Consider the following 19,181-nt stretch of genomic DNA (forward strand, 5'->3'; position numbering starts at 1 on the left):
ACTGCCTGTCTCATGTGTTTGATAAGCAAGGCTGGCCGATGGTATCCACGTTGACGTTTCCCTCCGCTGCGGGCCTTGCCTGCGTGCCGCATCACCACGTTCGGGCGGAGGAGGGACCATGGACCCGCTGATGATCCTTTCCCTGCTGGCGATGGGCTGCTTCGGCGGCTTCGCGGCCGGCCTGCTCGGCATCGGCGGCGGCATGATCCTGGTGCCCTTCATCAGCATGGTGCTCGCGGCGCGCGGCGTTCCCGAGGGACTCGTCGTCCACATGGCGATTGCGACCTCGCTCGCCACCATCATGTTCACCTCGCTGTCCTCGGTGCGTGCACACCACAAGCATGGCGCGGTGGTCTGGCGCATCGTCGCCCTGCTGGCGCCGGGGATCCTGGTCGGCTCGACCATCGGACCGTGGATCGGCAAGCAGATGAATGCGTCGACGCTGGCCTGGTTCTTCGGCGCCTTCGTCGCCTTTTCGGCCACGCAAATGCTGGTCAACAAGAAGCCGGCCGCCGCGCGCGACCTGCCCGGCGCACCCGGCATGTTCGCGGCCGGCGGCGTGATCGGGATCCTCGCCGGCCTGGTCGGAGCCGGCGGCGGCTTTGTCTCGGTTCCCTTCATGACCTGGTGTAATGTCCGCATCCACAATGCGGTCGCCACCAGCGCGGCGCTCGGCTTTCCGATTGCGCTGGCCGGCACGCTGGCGAATGTGTTTTATGGCTGGGGCGAGCCGGGGCTGCCGAAGTATGCGCTCGGCTTCATCTATGTGCCGGCATTGCTGATCATCGTCGCGGCGAGCGTGATGATGGCGCCGCTGGGGGCGCGGACGGCGCACCGGATGCCGATCCGGCAGTTGCAGAGGGTGTTCGCCGTCCTTCTGTATGCCTTGGCCGCCTACATGTTCTGGAAGGCCGTGTAGGGTGGTCGGCTCCACCCGAACGCGTGAACGGTCTGCGGCTTTGGCGCCGCCCACGCGTGACGCAAGCGTTTCACCTGCGCCATGCGGGCGTTCGTTGAACGCGTGGGCGGCGTTGCAGCCGCAAGCCAATTACGCGTGAGGGGTAGAGCCGACCACCCTACGCCCATCACGCGAATACGCCCAGGCCAGCATGATCAGGGCCGCGATAATCATCGGCAGCGACAGCACCTGTCCCGACGTGATCGGCATGCCGGCCACCGTCGTTTCCCAGTCCGGCACGCGGAAGTATTCCGTGAAGAAGCGGGCGCAGCCATACAGCAGCGTGAACATCGCACCCACCGCCAGCCGCGGACGCGCCTTGCGCGCGAAGGGCCACAGGATCAGGAACACGAGGACGCCGTCGACCAGCAACTGATAGATCGGCGACGGGTGGCGCAGGCCCTCCAGGTAGATCGTCGGCGTGTGCATGCCTTCGGCGGGCCAGAGCATCGCCCAGGGCAGGCTCGGGTCGGCGACGCGGCCCGGCAGTTCGTGGTTGATGAAATTGCCCAGGCGGCCGGCGGCGTAGCCGAGCGGGACCATCGGGGCGATGAAGTCATACACGTCGAGCAGGTTGCGTTTGGCCTTTCTCGCCCACAGGGCCATCGCGATCATCACGCCGAGGAAGCCGCCGTGGAAGGACATGCCGCCTTTCCAGACCTGGAAAATCTCGATCGGATGGGCCCAGAAGTGGGCCGGCTGGTAGAACAGCACCTCGCCCAGGCGCCCGCCGATCACGACCCCGAGCATGCCGTAGAACAGCATGTCGTCCAGGTCCTCGTTCTTCCAGCCTTGCGCGGCGATATGCGGCTGCTTGATGCGCACGCGCCCTAATAACAGGAACAGGCCGAACGCGACCACGTACATCAGGCCGTACCAGTGGATGTCGACCGGGCCGATCGAAACGGCGATCGGGTCCGGATTCGGGTGTACCAGCATAGTTTTATTCTTTCCTCAGTAATTCCAAAAAGCCACCCAGCACGGGCGACAGGTTGTCGCGGCGCCAGGCCAGGCCCAGCTCTACCAACGGCGTGGGACCGGCAAGGGCACGGTATTCTACGCCGGGGCGCATCAGGTTCGACACGGATTGTGGCACAAGTGCCAAGCCCATGCCCGCCGACACGAGGCTGACGATGGTCTGCATCTGGATCGCTTCCTGGCCAATCTCGGGAGACAGGCCGGCTTCGTGGAAACAGCTGAGGATGGCGTCGTGCAGGGCGGGCGCGCTCTTGCGTGGAAAAATGATCAGGGGCAGTTGGCGCAGGATCTTCAAATCGATCGGGTCGGCGCCGGCGGGCAGGGTGCCGGCGGGCGCGCACAGCACCAGCGGCTCTTCCAGCACTTTCATGTAGTCGAGCTGTACCTGCGCCTTTTCCGACAGCGGCGGGATCAGCAAACCGGCGTCGATCCGGCCGTGCAATAAATCGTCGACTTGCAGGTCGGTCGTCGCTTCCTGCAGCACCAGCTGGACGTTCGGATAGGCCGCGCTGTAGTCGTGCAGCAGGCCCGGCAGGACGCTGTAGTCCGCCGGCGTGACGAAGGACAGCGCCAGGCGGCCCGATTCTCCGGCGGCGGCGCGGCGCACCAGTTCCGGCAGGCTGGCCGCGCCATCCAGCAGGCGCCGCGCTTCCGGCAGCAGCGCCGCGCCGGCCGGCGTCAGTTCGACTTGGCGCCGGTTGCGCAGGAACAGCGGCGCGCCCAAGGTTTCCTCGAGGGCGGCGATGGTCTGCGACAAGGGCGGCTGGGTCATGTGCAGGCGCTCGGCGGCGCGGCCGAAATGGAGTTCTTCGGCAACGGTGATGAAATAGCGCAGCTGGCGCAGTTCAAGGTTCATCGATATGCGTTTCTAGATGCTTGATGGATTTTGATATGTTTTGCGTATCACAGGCACGGCAAATCTTATATTTGACGCCCCGCGGAGTGCAAGGCATTCTTCTTGAACTGCCTCGAGGAGCCCATCATGCTTGAGAAGCCGCGCTACAACCGCCGGTCCCGCAATGTCACCGAAGGCGTCGCCCGCGCCCCGAATCGCTCGATGTACTACGCGATGGGCTATCAACAGGACGATTTCGACAAGCCGATGATCGGCGTCGCCAATGCCCACTCGACCATCACGCCCTGCAATTCCGGCCTGCAAAAGCTGGCCGACGCCGCGGTGGCGACCATCAAGGCCAACGGCGCCAACCCGCAAGTGTTCGGTACGCCGACCATTTCCGACGGCATGTCGATGGGCACCGAGGGCATGAAGTTCTCGCTGATCTCGCGCGAAGTCATTGCCGACTGTATCGAAACCTGCGTCAACGGCCAGTGGATGGATGGTGTCGTCGTCATCGGCGGCTGCGACAAGAACATGCCGGGCGGGATGATCGCGCTGGCACGCGCCAACGTTCCCGGCATCTATGTCTACGGCGGCACGATCAAGCCGGGCAACTGGAAGGGCAAGGACCTGACCATCGTCTCGGCCTTCGAGGCGGTCGGCGAATTCACGGCCGGGCGCATGAGCCAGGAAGATTTCGACGGCATCGAACGAAACGCCTGCCCCTCATCCGGTTCCTGCGGCGGCATGTACACGGCCAACACGATGTCGTCCTCCTTCGAAGCGCTCGGCATGTCGCTGCTGTATTCGTCGACGATGGCCAATCCGGACGACGAGAAAGTCGGCTCAAGCGCCGAGTCGGCGCGCGTGCTGGTCGAGGCCGTGAAGCGCGACCTGAAACCGCGCGACATCATCAGGCGCAAGTCGATCGAGAACGCGGTGTCGCTGATCATGGCGACTGGCGGCTCGACCAATGCCGTGCTGCACTACCTGGCGATCGCCCACGCGGCCGAGGTGCCGTGGACGCTGGATGATTTTGAGCGCATCCGCCGCCAGGTCCCGGTCATCTGCAATTTGAAGCCCTCGGGCCAGTATGTCGCGACTGACCTGCACAAGGCGGGCGGCGTGCCGCAGGTGATGAAGCTGCTGCTGGATGCCGGCCTGATGCATGGCGATTGCATCACCATCACGGGCCGCACGCTGGCGGAGGAACTGGCCGGCGTGGCTTCCACGCCGCCGGCCGGGCAGGACGTGATTCGTTCGCTCGACAAGGCGCTGTATGCGCAGGGCCACCTGGCTATCCTGAAGGGCAATCTGTCGCCGGAAGGGGCGGTGGCCAAGATCACCGGCCTGAAGAACCCGGCGATCACCGGCCCGGCGCGCGTGTTCGACGACGAGTACACGGCGATGGACGCGATCCTCGGCAACCGCATCCAGGCCGGCGACGTGCTGGTGCTGCGCTATCTCGGCCCGAAGGGCGGCCCCGGCATGCCGGAAATGCTGGCGCCGACCGGGGCGCTGATCGGCAAGGGACTGGGGGAATCGGTCGGTTTGATCACGGACGGGCGCTTCTCGGGCGGGACCTGGGGCATGGTGGTGGGGCACGTCTCGCCGGAAGCCTTCGAGGGCGGCACGATCGCGCTGGTGGAGGAGGGGGATTCGGTGACGATCGATGCGAATGCGCTCTTGATTCAGCTGAACGTGCCCGACGAGGAAATTGCCCGGCGCCGTGCTGCGTGGAGACGTCCGGCGCCGCGTTATACGCGCGGGGTACTCGCCAAGTTCGCGGCCTTGACCTCGAGTGCGAGCAAAGGGGCGGTGACGGGATAAGCGGGACAGGGGCGTACCGTAGGGTGGGCATGCCCACGCGGTCGCAACGTCGCATACCCCCGTCGCATCCGGCGACGACGCAAGCGAAATATTCGGTAGCGTATGGATTGGTTTTCCCATTGGCGCACACGGTGCGGCACGCGACCGTAGCGCGTGGGCATGCCCACCCTACCGTTTGTCGAACGAATTCTTCACGCGTGCCTTGCGCCGCTTGTCGTCCTCGTCATGCGCCTTCTTCTTGTCCCAGCCGAGCATTTTTTCGATGTATTCGAACCAGACGAAGGCAAACACCATCAGCCCGACGATCCACCACCAGGACAAGTCGGCAAAGCGCCAGACTTCGAAAAAGCGCAGCACCAGCAGCGCGGCAATCAACAGGATCAGGGGCATGTTCGTTCTCCAGAATGACGCCATCTTACAAACAAATTAGTGCTCCGTGGCAAAATATGGCCCGGGCGTGGAATCCGTGCAAGCTCAAAACGTAAGCGAGGTTACAGAGTGTGACGGTGGGCAGTCACTCGGCGGAAACGCGGTAGAATGCGAGCATTACAAATGGAGAATCAGATGAAACGTTCCTTGATGTTGTGCGGTGTATTGTCAGTGCTGGCATCGTCGAGCGCGTTTGCGCAGGCCGACCTGGCGAAAGCAAAAAATTGCATGGCCTGCCACGCCATCGGTACCAAGCTGGTCGGTCCTGCCTACAAGGACGTGGCTGCCAAGTATGCCGGGCAAAAAGGCGCCGAAGACAAGCTGGTCGCGAAAGTCATGAAGGGCGGCTCCGGTTCCTGGGGCCCGGTCCCGATGCCGGCCAATCCGCAGGTGAGCGAAGCGGAAGCGCGCAGCCTCGTGAAATGGGTGCTGGCGACCAAGTAAGCACCATCGGCAGGCTGCCTTCGGGGAGTCGCTGAAAAATAAAAGCGCGCCGGCATTGCCAGGCGCGCTTTTTGTTTGTCCATCGCTTGCGCGTGACGAGCGCAGCCGGGCAGGGCCCGGCCCCTACCATCAGCGGATCACGTCCATCTTGCTGCGCTTGCCGCCCTTGAATGTGTACAGGGTCAGCGCGCCGTTGTTGATATCGCCGTTGGCATCGAAGGCGATCTGGCCGGTCACGCCCTTGTAGTGGATCTTCTTGAGTTCCGGCAGATACTTGGCCGGCTCGGCTGAGTTGGCTTTCTGCATCGCCGCCGCCATCACCATCACCGCGTCGTAGACGTAGGGCGCGTACAGCTGGACGTCCAGTCCCGTCTTCTGCTTGAAGCGGGCGCGGAAGTCGCTCATCGCTTTTTCCTGCTCGGCGCCGGTCACGCCGCCGGCTTCGGCGCAGACCACTTTGCCTTCGCCGACGGCGTCGCCCGCCAGCCGGCCGAGCGATTCGGTGCAGATGCCGTCGCCGCCCATGAAGCGCGCGTCGATGCCGAGCGCCTTCATTTGCTTGAGCATCGGGCCGCCGACCGAATCCATGCCGCCAAAGAAAACCAGGTCCGGCTTCTTCGCGCGGATCGAGGTCAGGATCGCCGTGTAGTCGGTCGCCGTGGCGCTGGTAAACTCCTTGCCGACAATTTTCACGCCCGGACCCTTGGCGCCCTTCAGGAACTCGGACGCGACGCCCTGGCCGTACGTGGTGCGGTCGTCGATGACGGCGATGTTCTTGACTTTCAGCGTGTCTACCGCGTACTTGCCCAGCGTGCCGCCGAGCTTGGCATCATTCGCGACGACGCGGAAGGCGCCCGGGAAGCGCTGCTTCGTGTACTGGGTAGCGGTGGTGGCCGGCGAAATCTGCGGGATGCCGGCGTCGTTGTAGATTTTCGATGCGGGCACGGTCGTGCCCGAATTCAGGTGGCCGATGACGCCCTTGACCTTGGCGTCGACCAGTTTCTGCGCGACGGCCGTGCCTTGCTTCGGATCGGACCCGTCATCCTCGGCCACCAGCTGCAGCGTGACCTTCTGGCCGTTGATGGTAAAACCCTTTGCGTTGAGCTCGTCGATCGCCATGCGCGCGGCGTTCTCGTTGTCCTTGCCGAGGTGCGAGTTTGGGCCGGAGACCGGGCCGACATGGCCGATCTTGACGACCTGCTGGGCGCTGGCGTTTGCGGCGAACAGCATCGCGATGGCAAGGGGAATGAGCTTGGTGGTCATACGTTCTCCGAATGAGTGGGATGGCGAGCGCCTGTTGCGATTGATTCAGAGCAAAGGTACAACAAATCAAGGACTTGGGAAAGCGGTATTGCGAGGAGTGCTCATGCGTGGTGCATGCGGGGGGATCGGCGCACGGTTTGGCGGCGGAGGGAGTGGATCACGCACCTGTCGGGGACGTTGTAGGGTGGGCATTCCATGCCCACGCGGTACAACATTTACGCCATCGAAATGCATGAGATGGCGCCCGCCAGGATGTACAGCGGAATGAGACGGTGATGTGGGGGACGAAACCACATTCAAGCGCCAACATCGATTGCGGGCGTTACGTGGTGAGTATCGACGGCCAACGGCAAATGGATATGCGCGTACCGCGTGGGCACGGGGTGCCCACCCTGTAAAGGCAAATTAGAAATGTCCGGTTTCAGCAAAATAGAAATGTCCGATTTTTTCGGCAATTCCTAGCAGTGTTGAGGCGACTTGGATGCGACTTTGTGCGCGCTCGTTTGTTTGGCAGCGGTGACGCCGGCTGCGATCTCGGCGGCGGTGGGATTACGGTACGGACGATTGCGTTTGCGCTTCTCGGCCAGCTGATCGAGCGTGTGTTCTATCGTCTTGGTGTCGACATCGATGAAGTGTCGCGCTGTCAGGTTGCATTCTTGTACCGTATGCGGCAGCAGGTGCGTGCCTGCGCGTACTTCGATGCGTCCATCGGCAAAGGTGTAGAGCGCTACCGAGCTTCCAGCGTGGGCCCTGGCAGCGGCCGAATCCACAAGCACAAAGCGCTTCGATTCAAATTGCAGCGTCAACTTGGCACTCAGTTTTCGTTGTTCGCGGTGGGCCAGGATCAGGGACAGATCTTCATTCGATCTGACTGGGCGGTGCAGATTGATCGTGCTGTGCGCTGGTCGCTCAAAACGCTCGTTGTATTGGCAAACGAAGCTATCGCACCAAACGTTGGCTTCACCGATGCTGCTGATGTTTGCCAGACGCAGTTCCCGTGTCAAGCGCGCTTGCAAACTGCGATTCATGCGTTCGACCCGCCCTTTGGCTTGGGGAGAGTTGGCACAGATCAGCTCGATATCCAACTCATCGAGAGCGCGTTGAAACTGCGTCGGAGCATGGCGGTTTTGCGCAGCCGAGCGAAATACCGCAGCCTTGTCGGCATACAAGGCTCGAGGCTTGCCATGGCGCCCGAGGTAGCGCCGCGTGGCTTCGAAGTAGCCGGTGGTTGTTTCGGTTTCGGCAAAATACAGTTGCATTAGCCGGCCAGTGGCGTCATCGACGTACACGAGCAAAGCGCAATGCGGAGCACGGCCTTCGAACCAATCATGCCGGCTTCCATCGATTTGGACCAGCTCACCCAGGCAAGCGCGCCGCGTACGAGGCTGATGCAAAACGCCTGCGCGGGCGTCGCGTGGTGTCCACAAACCGCTCTCGATCATCAAGCGACGCAGCGTCTCCTTTGAGAGCACCACGTCATGGCATTCAGCCAGCTTCTCGCAAGCGAACGTGGGTGGAAAATCAGCGTAATGGTCCCGGACCAACTGCAACGCTTGCTGTGCCAAGCCTGGCTTCAGCTGGCGATTGCCAGCCTTACCGCGCTGCGCCGAGATCAACCCAGCTGGCCCGGCATCACGAAATTGGTTAGCCAGCCGCTGCACCTGCCGCGTCGTCAGTCCAAGCTGCAACGCCGCCGTTGCCGGCTTGATCTGCTTGTCGACCAAGGCCTTGATGACCTTACCCCGATCTACTTCTTTCATGTTCATGCTCCCGGTTCTGCTCATCGCCCAACTCCGACATATTCGAAGTCAACAGCTTGAATGAGATAGCAAAATCGGACATTTCTATTTTGCTAGAACCGGACATTACTATTTTGCCCTTACACACCCTACGACTTCTGACCGAACTGGATGGCGGCGACTTGTTGCGCGACGACTTGCTCGACCGCCTGGCGCAGGCCAACGTGGATCTGGTCGGCCGCCGAGGACAGGGCATTGCGCACGATCGCATCGATTTGCGGCTGCAATTGCGCGACGACGCGCTCGGCGATGCGCTGCTCGAGTTCGTCCCAGTCGGGTTCGGGCAGCGCTTGCAGCGCGGCTTGTGCCTGCACCTCAGGCTCGGCCGCCGGCTCGGCCAGTTCGGCCGCCACGGCAATCGCCGCCTCCGCCTCGGCCTGCCCGGGCGGCTCTGCCGGGTCAGGCTCAGGCTCCGGCCCGGGCGCCACCGGCAAGGGCACCGGCTCCAGCACGACTTCAGTCAACACGGGAATGCTGCTATCGAAGGCGGGGTTCTGGCTCATGATTGTCCTGCGACGAAGTGGGTCAGCGGGTAGGACTGCTTTTTGTAGGCGACGTAGCGCTGGCGGCCGGCGGCGGCGTCGCTTTCGTCGATGGAAATGATCTCGAACACGCGCGTGAACTCGGCGAAATTGGCGGGCGTGCGGCGCGTCAGGTTGACCAGCATGTCGTGGTGCGGCAGCGCCGCCTCTTCGCTGTCGGTAATGATGATCGGGGTTTCGGGCGCGAGCGGATCGTCGGCCATCACGTGCGGCAGGAAATCGATATTCGACAGCGTCCACAGCGCCTCGTTCAGGGCCGCGGCCTGCGCGGCATCCTCGGCCAGCAGGACGATTTTTGCCTTCGCCGAATAGGCCTTGCGTGCCAGGCGGCAGGCGTAGGCGAGCTTGTCGGGGATATTGGTGTGGAAGTCGATCCGTGTCATGGATCAGATTGTAAACCGGAGCGCAGTGCGGCGCTTGGTTTGCATCCACGCGCGCCGGCGAACTTATCGCCAGCGCGCGGGTCGTCCAACAATCAGGCGTTCATGCCATTGTGGCGCAGCAGGGCGTCGATCGACGGCTCCCGGCCGCGGAAGGCTTTAAAGGATTCCAGCGCCGGACGCGAGCCGCCAACGGCCAGGATCTCGCGCTGGAAGCGCCGGCCCGTCTCCGCCGACAATTCGCCGCCGCCGGCTTCGATCGCTTCTTCGAAGGCCGCGTACGCGTCCGCCGACAGCACCTCGGCCCACTTGTAGCTGTAATAGCCGGCCGCGTAGCCACCCGCGAAAATGTGGCCGAACGAGTGCTGGAAACGGTTGAAGGCCGGCGGAATCATGACCGAAAATTTCTGGCGCACGTCATCAATTAACTGCTGCACGGTCTGCTGGCTGCTCGGGTCGAAGTCGTAGTGCAGGTGCATGTCGATGAGGGAGAACTCGACCTGGCGCAGCGTCTGCATGCCCGACTGGAAGTTCTTCGCGGCCAGCATCTTGTCGTACAGCGCGCGCGGCAGCGGTTCGCCCGTCTTCACGTGGGCGGTCATGCCTTGCAGCACATCCCACTCCCAGCAGAAGTTTTCCATGAACTGGGAGGGCAGCTCGACCGCATCCCATTCGACGCCCGAGATGCCCGACACGGACAGCTCTTCCACTTCAGTCAGCATGTGGTGCAGGCCATGGCCGAATTCATGGAACAGGGTCGTCACTTCATCGTGCGTGAACAGCGAGGGCTGCAATTTGCCATCGACCGTTGCCGGCGGCGTGAAGTTGCAGGTGAGGTAGGCTACCGGCGTCTGCAGGATGCCGCCGGTCGTCATGCGGCGTCCGCGCGCGTCGTCCATCCACGCGCCTTGCCCCTTGCCGGCGCGCGCGTACAGGTCGAAATAGAACTGGCCGACCAGCTGGCCGTCGCGCTCGATGCGGTAGAAGCGCACGTCCGGATGCCAGGCCGGCGCGGTGTCGGGCTTGATCTGCACCGAGAACAGGCTCTGCACGACCTTGAACAGGCCTTCGATCACTTTCGGCTCAGGGAAATATTCCTTCACTTCCTGGGCCGAGAAGGCATAGCGCTGCTCGCGCAGCTTTTCGGACGCGTAGGACACGTCCCAGGCCTGCATGTCGTCGATGCCCAGCTCGTCCTTCGCAAACGCGCGCAGCTCGGCCAGGTCCTTCTCGGCGAACGGCCGCGCGCGGCGCGCGAGGTCTTCCAGGAAACTGATCACGTGCTCAGGGCTCTCGGCCATCTTCGGCACCAGCGAGACTTCGGCGAAGTTGCGGTAGTCGAGCAATTTCGCTTCCTCGTCGCGCAGTTTTAACAGCTGGGCGATGTTCGAGGTGTTGTCCCATTTTTCCAGTTCGCTGAACACGGCGCCCATGTCCGACGCCTTCGTCGCGCTGGCGCGATAGATCGTTTCGCGCAACTGGCGATTGTCGGCGAATTGCAGGACCGGGAAATAGGATGGGAAGTGCAGGGTAAACTGGTAGCCGGTCTTGCCGGCGGCTTCGGCGGCGGCGCGCGCCGCGGCTTTTGCATCGTCCGGGATGCCGGCCAGTTCGGCTTCATCTTCAATGATGAGCTTGTAGTCGTTGGTGGCGTCGAGCACGTTTTCCGAGAAGCGCGTCGAAATCGCGGCGTGCTGTTCCTGGATGGCGGCGAAGCGTTCCTTCTTGTCCGCCGGAAGTTCGGCGCCGCCCAGGCGGAAGTCGCGCAGGGCGTTCTCGACGATGCGCTTGCGGGCCGGGCTCAGGTTGACGTAGCCGGCATCCGCACGGATCGCCTTGTACTTGTCGAACAGCGCTTCGTTCTGGCCGAGGGTGGTCCAGAACTCGGTGACCTTCGGCTGGTTTTCGTTGTAGGTGGCGCGCAATTCCGGCGTGTCGGCCACGTGGTTCAGGTGGTTGACGATGCCCCAGGCGCGGCCGAGGCGCTCGGTCGCTTCCTCGAGCGGCACCACGAAATTTTCCCAGCTCACGTTATCGCTCGGCGCTTCGAGCCTGGCCACCACTGCGGTGGCTTCCTTGATCAATTGTTCGATGGCTGGCGTGACATGTTCCGGACGGAAGGCATCGAAACGCGGCAGGCTTGAAAAATCGAGAAGGGGGTTAGTGGTAGCTATGCTCATGGTGTTCCTTCCAAGGGGTTATGCGAAGGTCAGGCAAGGCCAGGCTTCGGATCCATTCCCGCGGCCTGGCCGAGCTTTTCCTGACGCTTGCCGAGCACGCGTTCCGCGGACTCGACGGTATTCATCAACAACATGGTGATCGTCATCGGACCGACGCCGCCCGGCACCGGGGTGATGTGCGAAGCGACCTCGACCACGCCGGCGAAATCGACGTCGCCGCACAGCTTGCCCGCGTCGTCGCGGTTCATGCCGACGTCGATCACGATCGCGCCCGGCTTGACCATGTCGGCGGTGACGGTGTTGCGGCGGCCGACGGCGGCCACGACCACGTCGGCCTGGCGCGTATATACGCCCAGGTCCGGCGTCGCGCTATGGCATATGGTCACGGTGGCGTTGGCTTGCAAGAGCAGCAGGGCCATCGGTTTGCCGACCGTGTTCGAGCGGCCGATCACGACGGCGTGCTTGCCGCGCAGATCGGTACCGGTGGATTCGATCAGCTTCATGCAGCCGTAAGGCGTGCACGGGCGGAAACCCGGCAGGTTGGCGACCAGTTCGCCGGCCGACAGCACCGAATAGCCGTCGACGTCCTTGCTGGTGGAAATCGCTTCGATGACCTTGCTCGGATTGATGTGGCGCGGCAGCGGCATTTGCACGAGGATGCCGTGGATGGCCGGGTCTTCGTTGAGCGCGTCGATGCGCGCGAGCAGGGCGGCTTCGGTGAGGTCGGCCTCGTATTTTTCCAGGACCGAGTGAAAGCCCACGTCGCCGCAGGCCTTGACCTTGTTGCGCACATAGACCTGGCTGGCCGGGTCTTCGCCGACCAGGATCACTGCGAGGCCCGGTTGCTGGCCCGCGGCCGTGAGTTTGGCTGCACGCTCGGCGATTTCGGCGCGCAGTTGCTGGGAAAGTTGGACTCCGTCGATCAATTGGGCAGGCATGGTGGGGCTCATCACTGGACAAAGATGAAATTATACGGCGCCTGCGGGGGGAACACGCGGTATCGCGCGCCGCGCTCCGTGGTTCGTTGTCATATTTATAGTTAAGGCAAGAACGGTAACGAACAGTATGCGCGGTCCATGGCGCGGACTGCAGGTGGGCCCGCTCCGCATTACTTATTCCATATTATGAAATGATATATCGTAATTTGAAAAAGACCATTTCCGCTGGTAGAATCGCAAGGCTTGATTAGCTTAGATTTCATCACAATCCGCCGCCGGCGATCTGGAGATCGACGTGGGCCATGAAACCAAGGAGACGCACCAATGTCAGCTCAACTCGATCAGTTGACGGCCCAGGCCGCCAATGACCCGGACTCGCTCGAAACCAAAGAATGGCTCGACGCGCTCGAAGCCGTCATCGAGAACGAAGGTACCGACCGCGCGCACTACCTGATGGAGCGCCTGGTCGACCTGGCGCGCCGCCGTGGCGCCCACGTCCCGTTCTCCAGCAACACCGCCTACGTCAACACGATTCCAGCCCACCTGGAAGCGCACTGCCCGGGCAACCTCGAATATGAAGAGCGCCTGCGCTCGTGGATGCGCTGGAACGCGATGGCGATGGTGGTGAAAGCCAACCGCGCCGACGGCGACCTCGGCGGCCACATCTCGTCCTTCGCCTCGCTGGCGAACATGCTCGGCATCGGCTTCAACCACTTCTGGCGCGCCCCGAGCGAGAGCCACGGCGGCGACCTGCTCTACATCCAGGGCCACAGCTCGCCAGGCATCTACGCCCGCGCCTTCCTCGAAGGCCGCATCAGCGAAGAGCAGATGCTGAACTTCCGCCGCGAAGTCGACGGCAAGGGCCTGTCGTCGTATCCGCACCCGAAACTGATGCCGGACTTCTGGCAGTTCCCGACCGTCTCGATGGGCCTCGGCCCGCTGATGGCGATCTACCAGGCGCGCTTCCTGAAATACCTGCACGCACGCGGCATCGCCGATACCGAAGCCCGTAAGGTCTGGGTCTTCTGCGGCGACGGCGAGATGGACGAGCCGGAATCGATGGGCGCGATCGGCATGGCCGCGCGCGAGCGCCTCGACAACCTGGTCATGGTCGTCAACTGCAACCTGCAGCGCCTGGACGGTCCGGTGCGCGGCAACGGCAAGATCATCCAGGAACTCGAAGCGGACTTCCGCGGCGCCGGCTGGAACGTCGTCAAGGTTGTCTGGGGCCCGGGCTGGGATGCCCTGCTCGCGAAAGACAAGGACGGCATCCTGCAGCGCGTGATGATGGAAACCGTCGACGGCGAATACCAGAACTACAAAGCCAAGGATGGCGCCTTCGTGCGCAAGCACTTCTTCGGCAAGCACCCTGAGCTGCTGAAGATGGTGGCCAACATGACCGACGACGACATCTGGCGCCTGACCCGCGGCGGCCACGATCCGCACAAGATCTACGCCGCGTTCAAGAATGCCCAGGAAAACAAGGGCACGCCGACCGTCCTGCTGGTGAAAACCGTCAAGGGCTTCGGCATGGGCAAGTCGGGCGAGGCGCGCAACACCGCGCACCAGACCAAGAAGCTCGACGACGAAGCCATCCGCGAAATGCGCGACCGCTTCGCCATCCCGATCCCGGACGACAAGCTGGCCGAGATCCCGTTCTTCAAGCCGTCCGACGACGCGCCTGAAATGAAATACCTGCACGAGCGCCGCCAGGCCCTCGGCGGCTACCTGCCGCAGCGCCGCCAGAAGTCGGACGAAACCCTGGTCGTGCCGCCACTGTCGTCCTTCAAGGCCGTGCTGGAGCCGACCGCGCCGGGCCGCGAGATCTCGTCGACCCAATCGTATGTCCGCGTGATCACGAGCCTGCTGAAGGACCAGAGCCTGGGCCAGCGCATCGTCCCGATCCTGGTCGACGAATCGCGTACCTTCGGCATGGAAGGCCTGTTCCGCCAGATCGGTATCTTCAACCAGCAGGGCCAGTTGTACGAGCCGGTGGATAAAGACCAGGTCATGTACTACCGCGAAGACAAGGCCGGCCAGATCCTGCAAGAGGGTATCAACGAAGCGGGCGGCATGAGCTCGTGGATCGCCGCGGCGACCTCGTACTCGTCGAACAACCGCCAGATGGTGCCGTTCTACACCTTCTACTCGATGTTCGGCATGCAGCGCGTGGGCGACCTGGTCTGGCTGGCGGGCGACATCCGTGCGCGCGGCTTCCTGATGGGCGGCACGGCCGGACGCACGACCCTGAACGGCGAAGGCCTGCAGCACGAAGACGGCCATAGCCACATCATCGCGGCCACGGTACCGAACTGCCTGCCCTACGACCCGACCTTCGGCCATGAAGTGGCGGTGATCATTCATGACGGCTTGCGCCGCATGGTGACGGAACAGGAAGACGTGTTCTATTACATCACCATCATGAACGAGAACTACGAGCAGCCGGGCCTGACGCCTGGCACGGAAGAGGGCATCCTGAAAGGCATGTACCTGCTCAAGAAGGGTGGCGAGTCGGAAAACCGCGTCCAGCTGATCGGCTGCGGCACCATCCTGCGCGAGTCGATCTTCGCCGCCGAGCTGCTGCTCTCCGACTGGAACGTGGCCGCCGACGTCTGGTCCGCACCGTCGCTGACCCTGCTGGCCCGCGATGGCCAGGATTGCGAGCGCTGGAACATGGTCAATCCGGAGCTTGAGCAGCGCGTGCCTTACGTGACGCAGCTGATGCAGGACACGACTGGCCCGATCGTCGCGACCACCGACTACATGCGCATGTTCGCCGAACAGATCCGCGGTTTCATGCCGAAGGATCGCACTTATAAAGTGCTCGGCACCGATGGTTTCGGCCGTTCGGACAGCCGCGTCAAGCTGCGTGAGTTCTTCGAAGTGAACCGTTACTACATCACGGTTGCCGCCCTGCGCTCGCTGGCCGACGAAGGCAAGATCGCCATGTCGGTCGTGGCCGAGGCGATCGCCAAGTACGGCATCGATGCGAACAAGCCGAATCCTGTGACCCAGTAATGTAAGTGGTGTTTCGCCGGCCCTGCGGGGCCGGTGTTTCTGATTCAGCCAAACAAAAAATAACGGAGCTAACACTATGAGCATTGTGGAAGTCAAAGTCCCGGACATCGGCGACTTCAAGGAAGTCGAAGTCATCGAACTGATGGTCAAGCCGGGCGACACGATCAAGGTCGACCAGTCGCTGGTGACCGTCGAATCCGACAAGGCGTCGATGGAGATCCCATCCAGCCACGCCGGCGTCGTCAAGGAAATCAAGATCAAGGTCGGCGACAAGGTCGCCGAAGGTTCGCTCGTGCTGCTGCTCGAGGAAGCCGCGGGCGGCGCTGCCGCTGCACCGGCTGCACCGGCTGCGGAAGCTGCGCCTGCTGCTGCACCTGCTGCCGCGCCGGCGCCTGCCGCTGCTGCACCAGCTCCAGCTCCGGCCGCCGCACCAGCGCCAGCTGCTGCGCCTGCACCTGCCGCTCCTGCCGGCGATGCAAGCAAAGCCCACGCATCGCCATCGATCCGCAAGTTCGCACGCGAACTCGGCGTCGACCTGTCGCGCGTGCCGGGCACCGGTCCGAAGAACCGCATCACCCAGACCGACGTCCAGAACTTCGTCAAGGGCGTGATGGCTGCACCTGCCGCAGCTGGCCCGTCGAAAGGCGGCTCCGGCGTCGGTCTCGACCTGCTGCCATGGCCATCGCTCGACTTCTCGAAGTTCGGCCCGACCGAACTGCTGCCGCTCTCGCGCATCAAGAAGATCAGCGGCCCGAACCTGCACCGCAACTGGGTCATGATCCCGCACGTGACGACCTTCGACGAAGCCGACGTCACCGACCTGGAACAGTTCCGCGTCGATTCGAACGCCGCGCTGGCCAAGCAGAAGTCGACCGTGAAGCTGACCATGCTGGCCTTCGTCATCAAGGCCAGCGTCGCCGCGCTGAAGAAGTTCCCGCAATTTAATGCATCGCTGAGCGAAGACGGCGCCGCGCTGATCCTCAAGCAGTACTACAACATCGGTTTCGCGGCCGACACCCCGAACGGCCTGGTGGTCCCGGTCGTCAAGGATGCCGACAAGAAGACCGTGTCGCAGATCGCCACCGAAATGGGCGAGCTGTCGGCACAAGCGCGCGACGGCAAATTGAGCCCGGCGAACATGCAGGGCGCGACGTTCACGATTTCGTCGCTCGGCGGCATTGGCGGTACGGCCTTCACGCCGATCATCAATGCACCGGAACTGGCGATCCTCGGCCTGTCGAAGTCCGCGATGAAGCCGGTCTGGGACGGTTCGGCCTTCCAGCCGCGCCTGATGCTGCCGCTGTCGCTGTCCTATGACCACCGCGTGATCGATGGCGCCGGCGCTGCACGCTTCGCCGCCTACCTGGCCGACGTGCTGGCCGACCTGCGCAAGACCCTTCTGTAAGGAGCGCCGAGAATGAGCACTGTTGAAGTAAAAGTCCCGAACATCGGCGATTTCAAGGACGTTGAAATCATCGAGCTGATGGTCAAGCCCGGCGACACGATCAAGGTCGACCAGTCGCTGGTCACCGTGGAGTCGGACAAGGCCTCGATGGAGATTCCGTCGACCCACGCCGGCGTCGTGCAAGAGCTGAAAGTGAAAGTCGGCGACAAGGTGAACGAAGGTTCGCTGCTGCTGATGATCGAAGAGGCTGCCGGTGCTGCCGCGCCTGCCGCCGCCGCTCCTGCCGCCGCCGCTCCTGCCGCTGTCCCTGCCGCAGCGCCGGCTGCCGCAGCGCCGGCTGCCGCTGCCATGCCGGCCGATTCCTATGCGCCGGCGCACAAGCTCGACGCCGCCACGCCTGCCGCGGCGCCGATCCCGGGCGCCGCCAGCTACAGCGGCCAGGTCGACGTCGAATGCGAAATGATGGTGCTGGGCGCCGGTCCTGGCGGCTATTCGGCCGCCTTCCGTTCGGCCGACCTCGGCATGAACACGGTGCTGGTCGAGAAGTACGCGACCTTGGGCGGCGTCTGCCTGAACGTGGGCTGCATCCCGTCCAAGGCGCTGCTGCACGTGGCGCACATCATGGACGAGACCGCGCACATGGGCGACCTGGGCGTGGCCTTCGCCAAACCCGACGTCGACATCGACAAGCTGCGTGCCTACAAGGACGGCGTCATCAAGAAGATGACCGGCGGCCTGGCCGGCATGTCGAAGGCGCGTAAAGTCAATGTGGTGCAGGGCGTGGGCAGTTTTCTCTCCCCGAACCACATCGAAGTGACCGGCCCGGACGGCGCGAAAAAGGTCGTGAAGTTCGCGAAAGCGATCATCGCCGCCGGTTCGGCCGTCGTGAAACTGCCGTTCGTGCCGGAAGACCCCCGCATCGTCGACTCGACCGGCGCGCTGGAACTGCGCCAGGTACCGAAGAAGATGCTGGTCATCGGCGGCGGCATCATCGGCCTCGAGATGGCAACCGTCTACTCGACCCTCGGTGCACGCATCGACGTCGTCGAAATGATGGATGGCCTGATGCAGGGCGCCGACCGCGAGGCCGTCAAGGTCTGGCAGAAGTACAACGCGCACCGCTTCGACAACATCATGTTGAAGACCAAGACCGTCGGCGTGGAAGCACTCGACGAGGGCATCAAGGTGACGTTCGAAGCCGCCGAAGCCGGCGCCACCGCACCGGAACCGCAGCTGTACGATATGGTGCTGGTGGCCGTCGGCCGCAGCCCGAATGGTAAAAAAATCGCGGCCGACAAGGCTGGCGTGGCGGTGACGGATCGCGGCTTCATCCCGGTCGACGGCCAGATGCGCACGAATGTGCCGCACATCTTCGCCATCGGCGACCTGGTCGGCCAGCCGATGCTGGCCCATAAAGCGGTGCACGAAGCGCACGTCGCGGCGGAAGCGGCGCACGGCGAGAAGGCATACTTCGACGCCAAGGTCATCCCGTCGGTCGCCTACACCGATCCGGAAGTGGCATGGGCCGGCATCACCGAAGACGAAGCCAGGCAAAAGGGCATCAAGGTCGAGAAGGGCCACTTCCCGTGGGCCGCATCGGGCCGGGCTGTCGCCAACGGCCGCGACGAAGGCTTCACCAAGCTGCTGTTCGACGCTGAAACGCATCGCATCATCGGCGGTACCATCGTCGGCACGAATGCCGGCGACATGATCGGCGAGGTTGCGCTGGCGATCGAGATGGGCGCCGACGGCGTCGACATCGGCAAGACGATCCATCCGCACCCGACGCTGGGCGAGTCGATCGGCATGGCGGCGGAAGTCTACAAGGGCGTCTGCACCGATTTGCCGCCGGCGCGCAAGCGCTGAGCAGCAACGTCGCTCTAATCGAAAACGGGACCGCAAGGTCCCGTTTTTTTTTAGGGTGGGCGCCCCGCGCCCACGCGCCCACGCGCTTACGTGCGCCACCGATTCGGCCTGATGCCGGGACGCGTCGCTCGTACATTCAACTGAATCGCTAACGATTGCCGGACGTTTTGCGAGCGATGTATCGACGCTGCGAACTCGCGGTGACCCACGTACCGCGTGGGCGCAGGGCGCCCACCCTACCATTGCGGCTGCCAGCGGGCGGTTTCCGCGCCGCCATTTGCGAAATGCTGCTCCAATAAACGATTCGCCAAAA

The 19,181-nt window shown here is 63.3% G+C and carries 15 protein-coding genes; 6 read left to right on the forward strand and 9 right to left on the reverse strand.

Features of this window, described 5'->3' with window-relative positions:
* The first annotated feature begins 118 nt into the window (after positions 1 to 118).
* Positions 119 to 919 (forward strand): sulfite exporter TauE/SafE family protein, encoded by an 801-nt coding sequence (locus AC1MEM_RS08410; protein WP_499476575.1) that lies wholly within the window; start codon positions 119 to 121, stop codon positions 917 to 919.
* 129 nt (positions 920 to 1,048) lie between these two features.
* On the opposite strand, the gene lgt is transcribed toward AC1MEM_RS08410, so the two are convergent.
* Entirely contained in the window at positions 1,049 to 1,897 is an 849-nt protein-coding gene (lgt, locus tag AC1MEM_RS08415; protein ID WP_499476576.1) for a prolipoprotein diacylglyceryl transferase, read from the reverse strand.
* A gap of 4 nt (positions 1,898 to 1,901) precedes the next feature.
* Positions 1,902 to 2,792 carry a LysR family transcriptional regulator gene (locus tag AC1MEM_RS08420; RefSeq protein ID WP_499476577.1) on the reverse strand — a complete coding sequence of 297 codons (891 nt, stop codon included), beginning with the start codon at positions 2,790 to 2,792 and terminating at the stop codon, positions 1,902 to 1,904.
* A 126-nt stretch (positions 2,793 to 2,918) separates the two neighbouring features.
* On the opposite strand from AC1MEM_RS08420, the gene ilvD reads away from it, so the two are divergent.
* Complete coding sequence (ilvD, locus tag AC1MEM_RS08425; RefSeq protein WP_499476578.1) at positions 2,919 to 4,604, forward strand: dihydroxy-acid dehydratase; 1,686 nt, start codon at positions 2,919 to 2,921, stop codon at positions 4,602 to 4,604.
* A 168-nt stretch (positions 4,605 to 4,772) separates the two neighbouring features.
* On the opposite strand, the gene AC1MEM_RS08430 is transcribed toward ilvD, so the two are convergent.
* On the reverse strand, positions 4,773 to 4,994 hold the full coding sequence (locus tag AC1MEM_RS08430) for a TIGR04438 family Trp-rich protein (RefSeq protein ID WP_499476579.1): 222 nt from the start codon (positions 4,992 to 4,994) through the stop codon (positions 4,773 to 4,775).
* Between the two features lie 174 nt (positions 4,995 to 5,168).
* Here AC1MEM_RS08430 and AC1MEM_RS08435 point away from each other — a divergent pair, with 174 nt between their 5' ends.
* Positions 5,169 to 5,477 carry a c-type cytochrome gene (locus AC1MEM_RS08435; RefSeq protein WP_499476581.1) on the forward strand — a complete coding sequence of 103 codons (309 nt, stop codon included), beginning with the start codon at positions 5,169 to 5,171 and terminating at the stop codon, positions 5,475 to 5,477.
* Between the two features lie 129 nt (positions 5,478 to 5,606).
* On the opposite strand, the gene AC1MEM_RS08440 is transcribed toward AC1MEM_RS08435, so the two are convergent.
* The 6 genes from AC1MEM_RS08440 to folD form a co-directional block, all read right to left on the reverse strand.
* Complete coding sequence (locus tag AC1MEM_RS08440) at positions 5,607 to 6,740, reverse strand: branched-chain amino acid ABC transporter substrate-binding protein (RefSeq protein ID WP_499476582.1); 1,134 nt, start codon at positions 6,738 to 6,740, stop codon at positions 5,607 to 5,609.
* Positions 6,741 to 7,198: 458 nt separating this feature from the next.
* Positions 7,199 to 8,506, reverse strand: coding sequence for an ISNCY family transposase (locus AC1MEM_RS08445; protein WP_499476583.1), 1,308 nt, complete (start codon positions 8,504 to 8,506; stop codon positions 7,199 to 7,201).
* Between the two features lie 122 nt (positions 8,507 to 8,628).
* Positions 8,629 to 9,042 carry a hypothetical protein gene (locus AC1MEM_RS08450; RefSeq protein ID WP_499476584.1) on the reverse strand — a complete coding sequence of 138 codons (414 nt, stop codon included), beginning with the start codon at positions 9,040 to 9,042 and terminating at the stop codon, positions 8,629 to 8,631.
* Positions 9,039 to 9,464 carry a DNA polymerase III subunit chi gene (locus AC1MEM_RS08455; protein WP_499476586.1) on the reverse strand — a complete coding sequence of 142 codons (426 nt, stop codon included), beginning with the start codon at positions 9,462 to 9,464 and terminating at the stop codon, positions 9,039 to 9,041. The genes AC1MEM_RS08450 and AC1MEM_RS08455 overlap by 4 nt, the downstream gene beginning before the upstream one ends.
* A 92-nt stretch (positions 9,465 to 9,556) precedes the next feature.
* Positions 9,557 to 11,641 (reverse strand): M3 family metallopeptidase, encoded by a 2,085-nt coding sequence (locus AC1MEM_RS08460; protein ID WP_499476587.1) that lies wholly within the window; start codon positions 11,639 to 11,641, stop codon positions 9,557 to 9,559.
* Positions 11,642 to 11,670: 29 nt separating this feature from the next.
* On the reverse strand, positions 11,671 to 12,579 hold the full coding sequence (gene folD / locus AC1MEM_RS08465; RefSeq protein ID WP_499476588.1) for a bifunctional methylenetetrahydrofolate dehydrogenase/methenyltetrahydrofolate cyclohydrolase FolD: 909 nt from the start codon (positions 12,577 to 12,579) through the stop codon (positions 11,671 to 11,673).
* Between the two features lie 324 nt (positions 12,580 to 12,903).
* Between folD and aceE the strand changes: the two genes are divergently transcribed.
* The 3 genes from aceE to lpdA all read left to right on the forward strand — a co-directional run bounded on the left by aceE (position 12,904) and on the right by lpdA (position 18,868).
* Positions 12,904 to 15,597, forward strand: a complete 2,694-nt coding sequence (gene aceE, locus AC1MEM_RS08470; RefSeq protein WP_499476590.1) for a pyruvate dehydrogenase (acetyl-transferring), homodimeric type — start codon at positions 12,904 to 12,906, stop codon at positions 15,595 to 15,597.
* A 76-nt stretch (positions 15,598 to 15,673) separates the two neighbouring features.
* Entirely contained in the window at positions 15,674 to 17,002 is a 1,329-nt protein-coding gene (gene aceF, locus AC1MEM_RS08475; protein ID WP_499476591.1) for a dihydrolipoyllysine-residue acetyltransferase, read from the forward strand.
* Between the two features lie 12 nt (positions 17,003 to 17,014).
* Positions 17,015 to 18,868, forward strand: coding sequence for a dihydrolipoyl dehydrogenase (gene lpdA, locus AC1MEM_RS08480; protein ID WP_499476592.1), 1,854 nt, complete (start codon positions 17,015 to 17,017; stop codon positions 18,866 to 18,868).
* Positions 18,869 to 19,181: the final 313 nt, after the last annotated feature.

The sequence above is a fragment of the Telluria sp. AIW5 genome, from assembly GCF_056680575.1.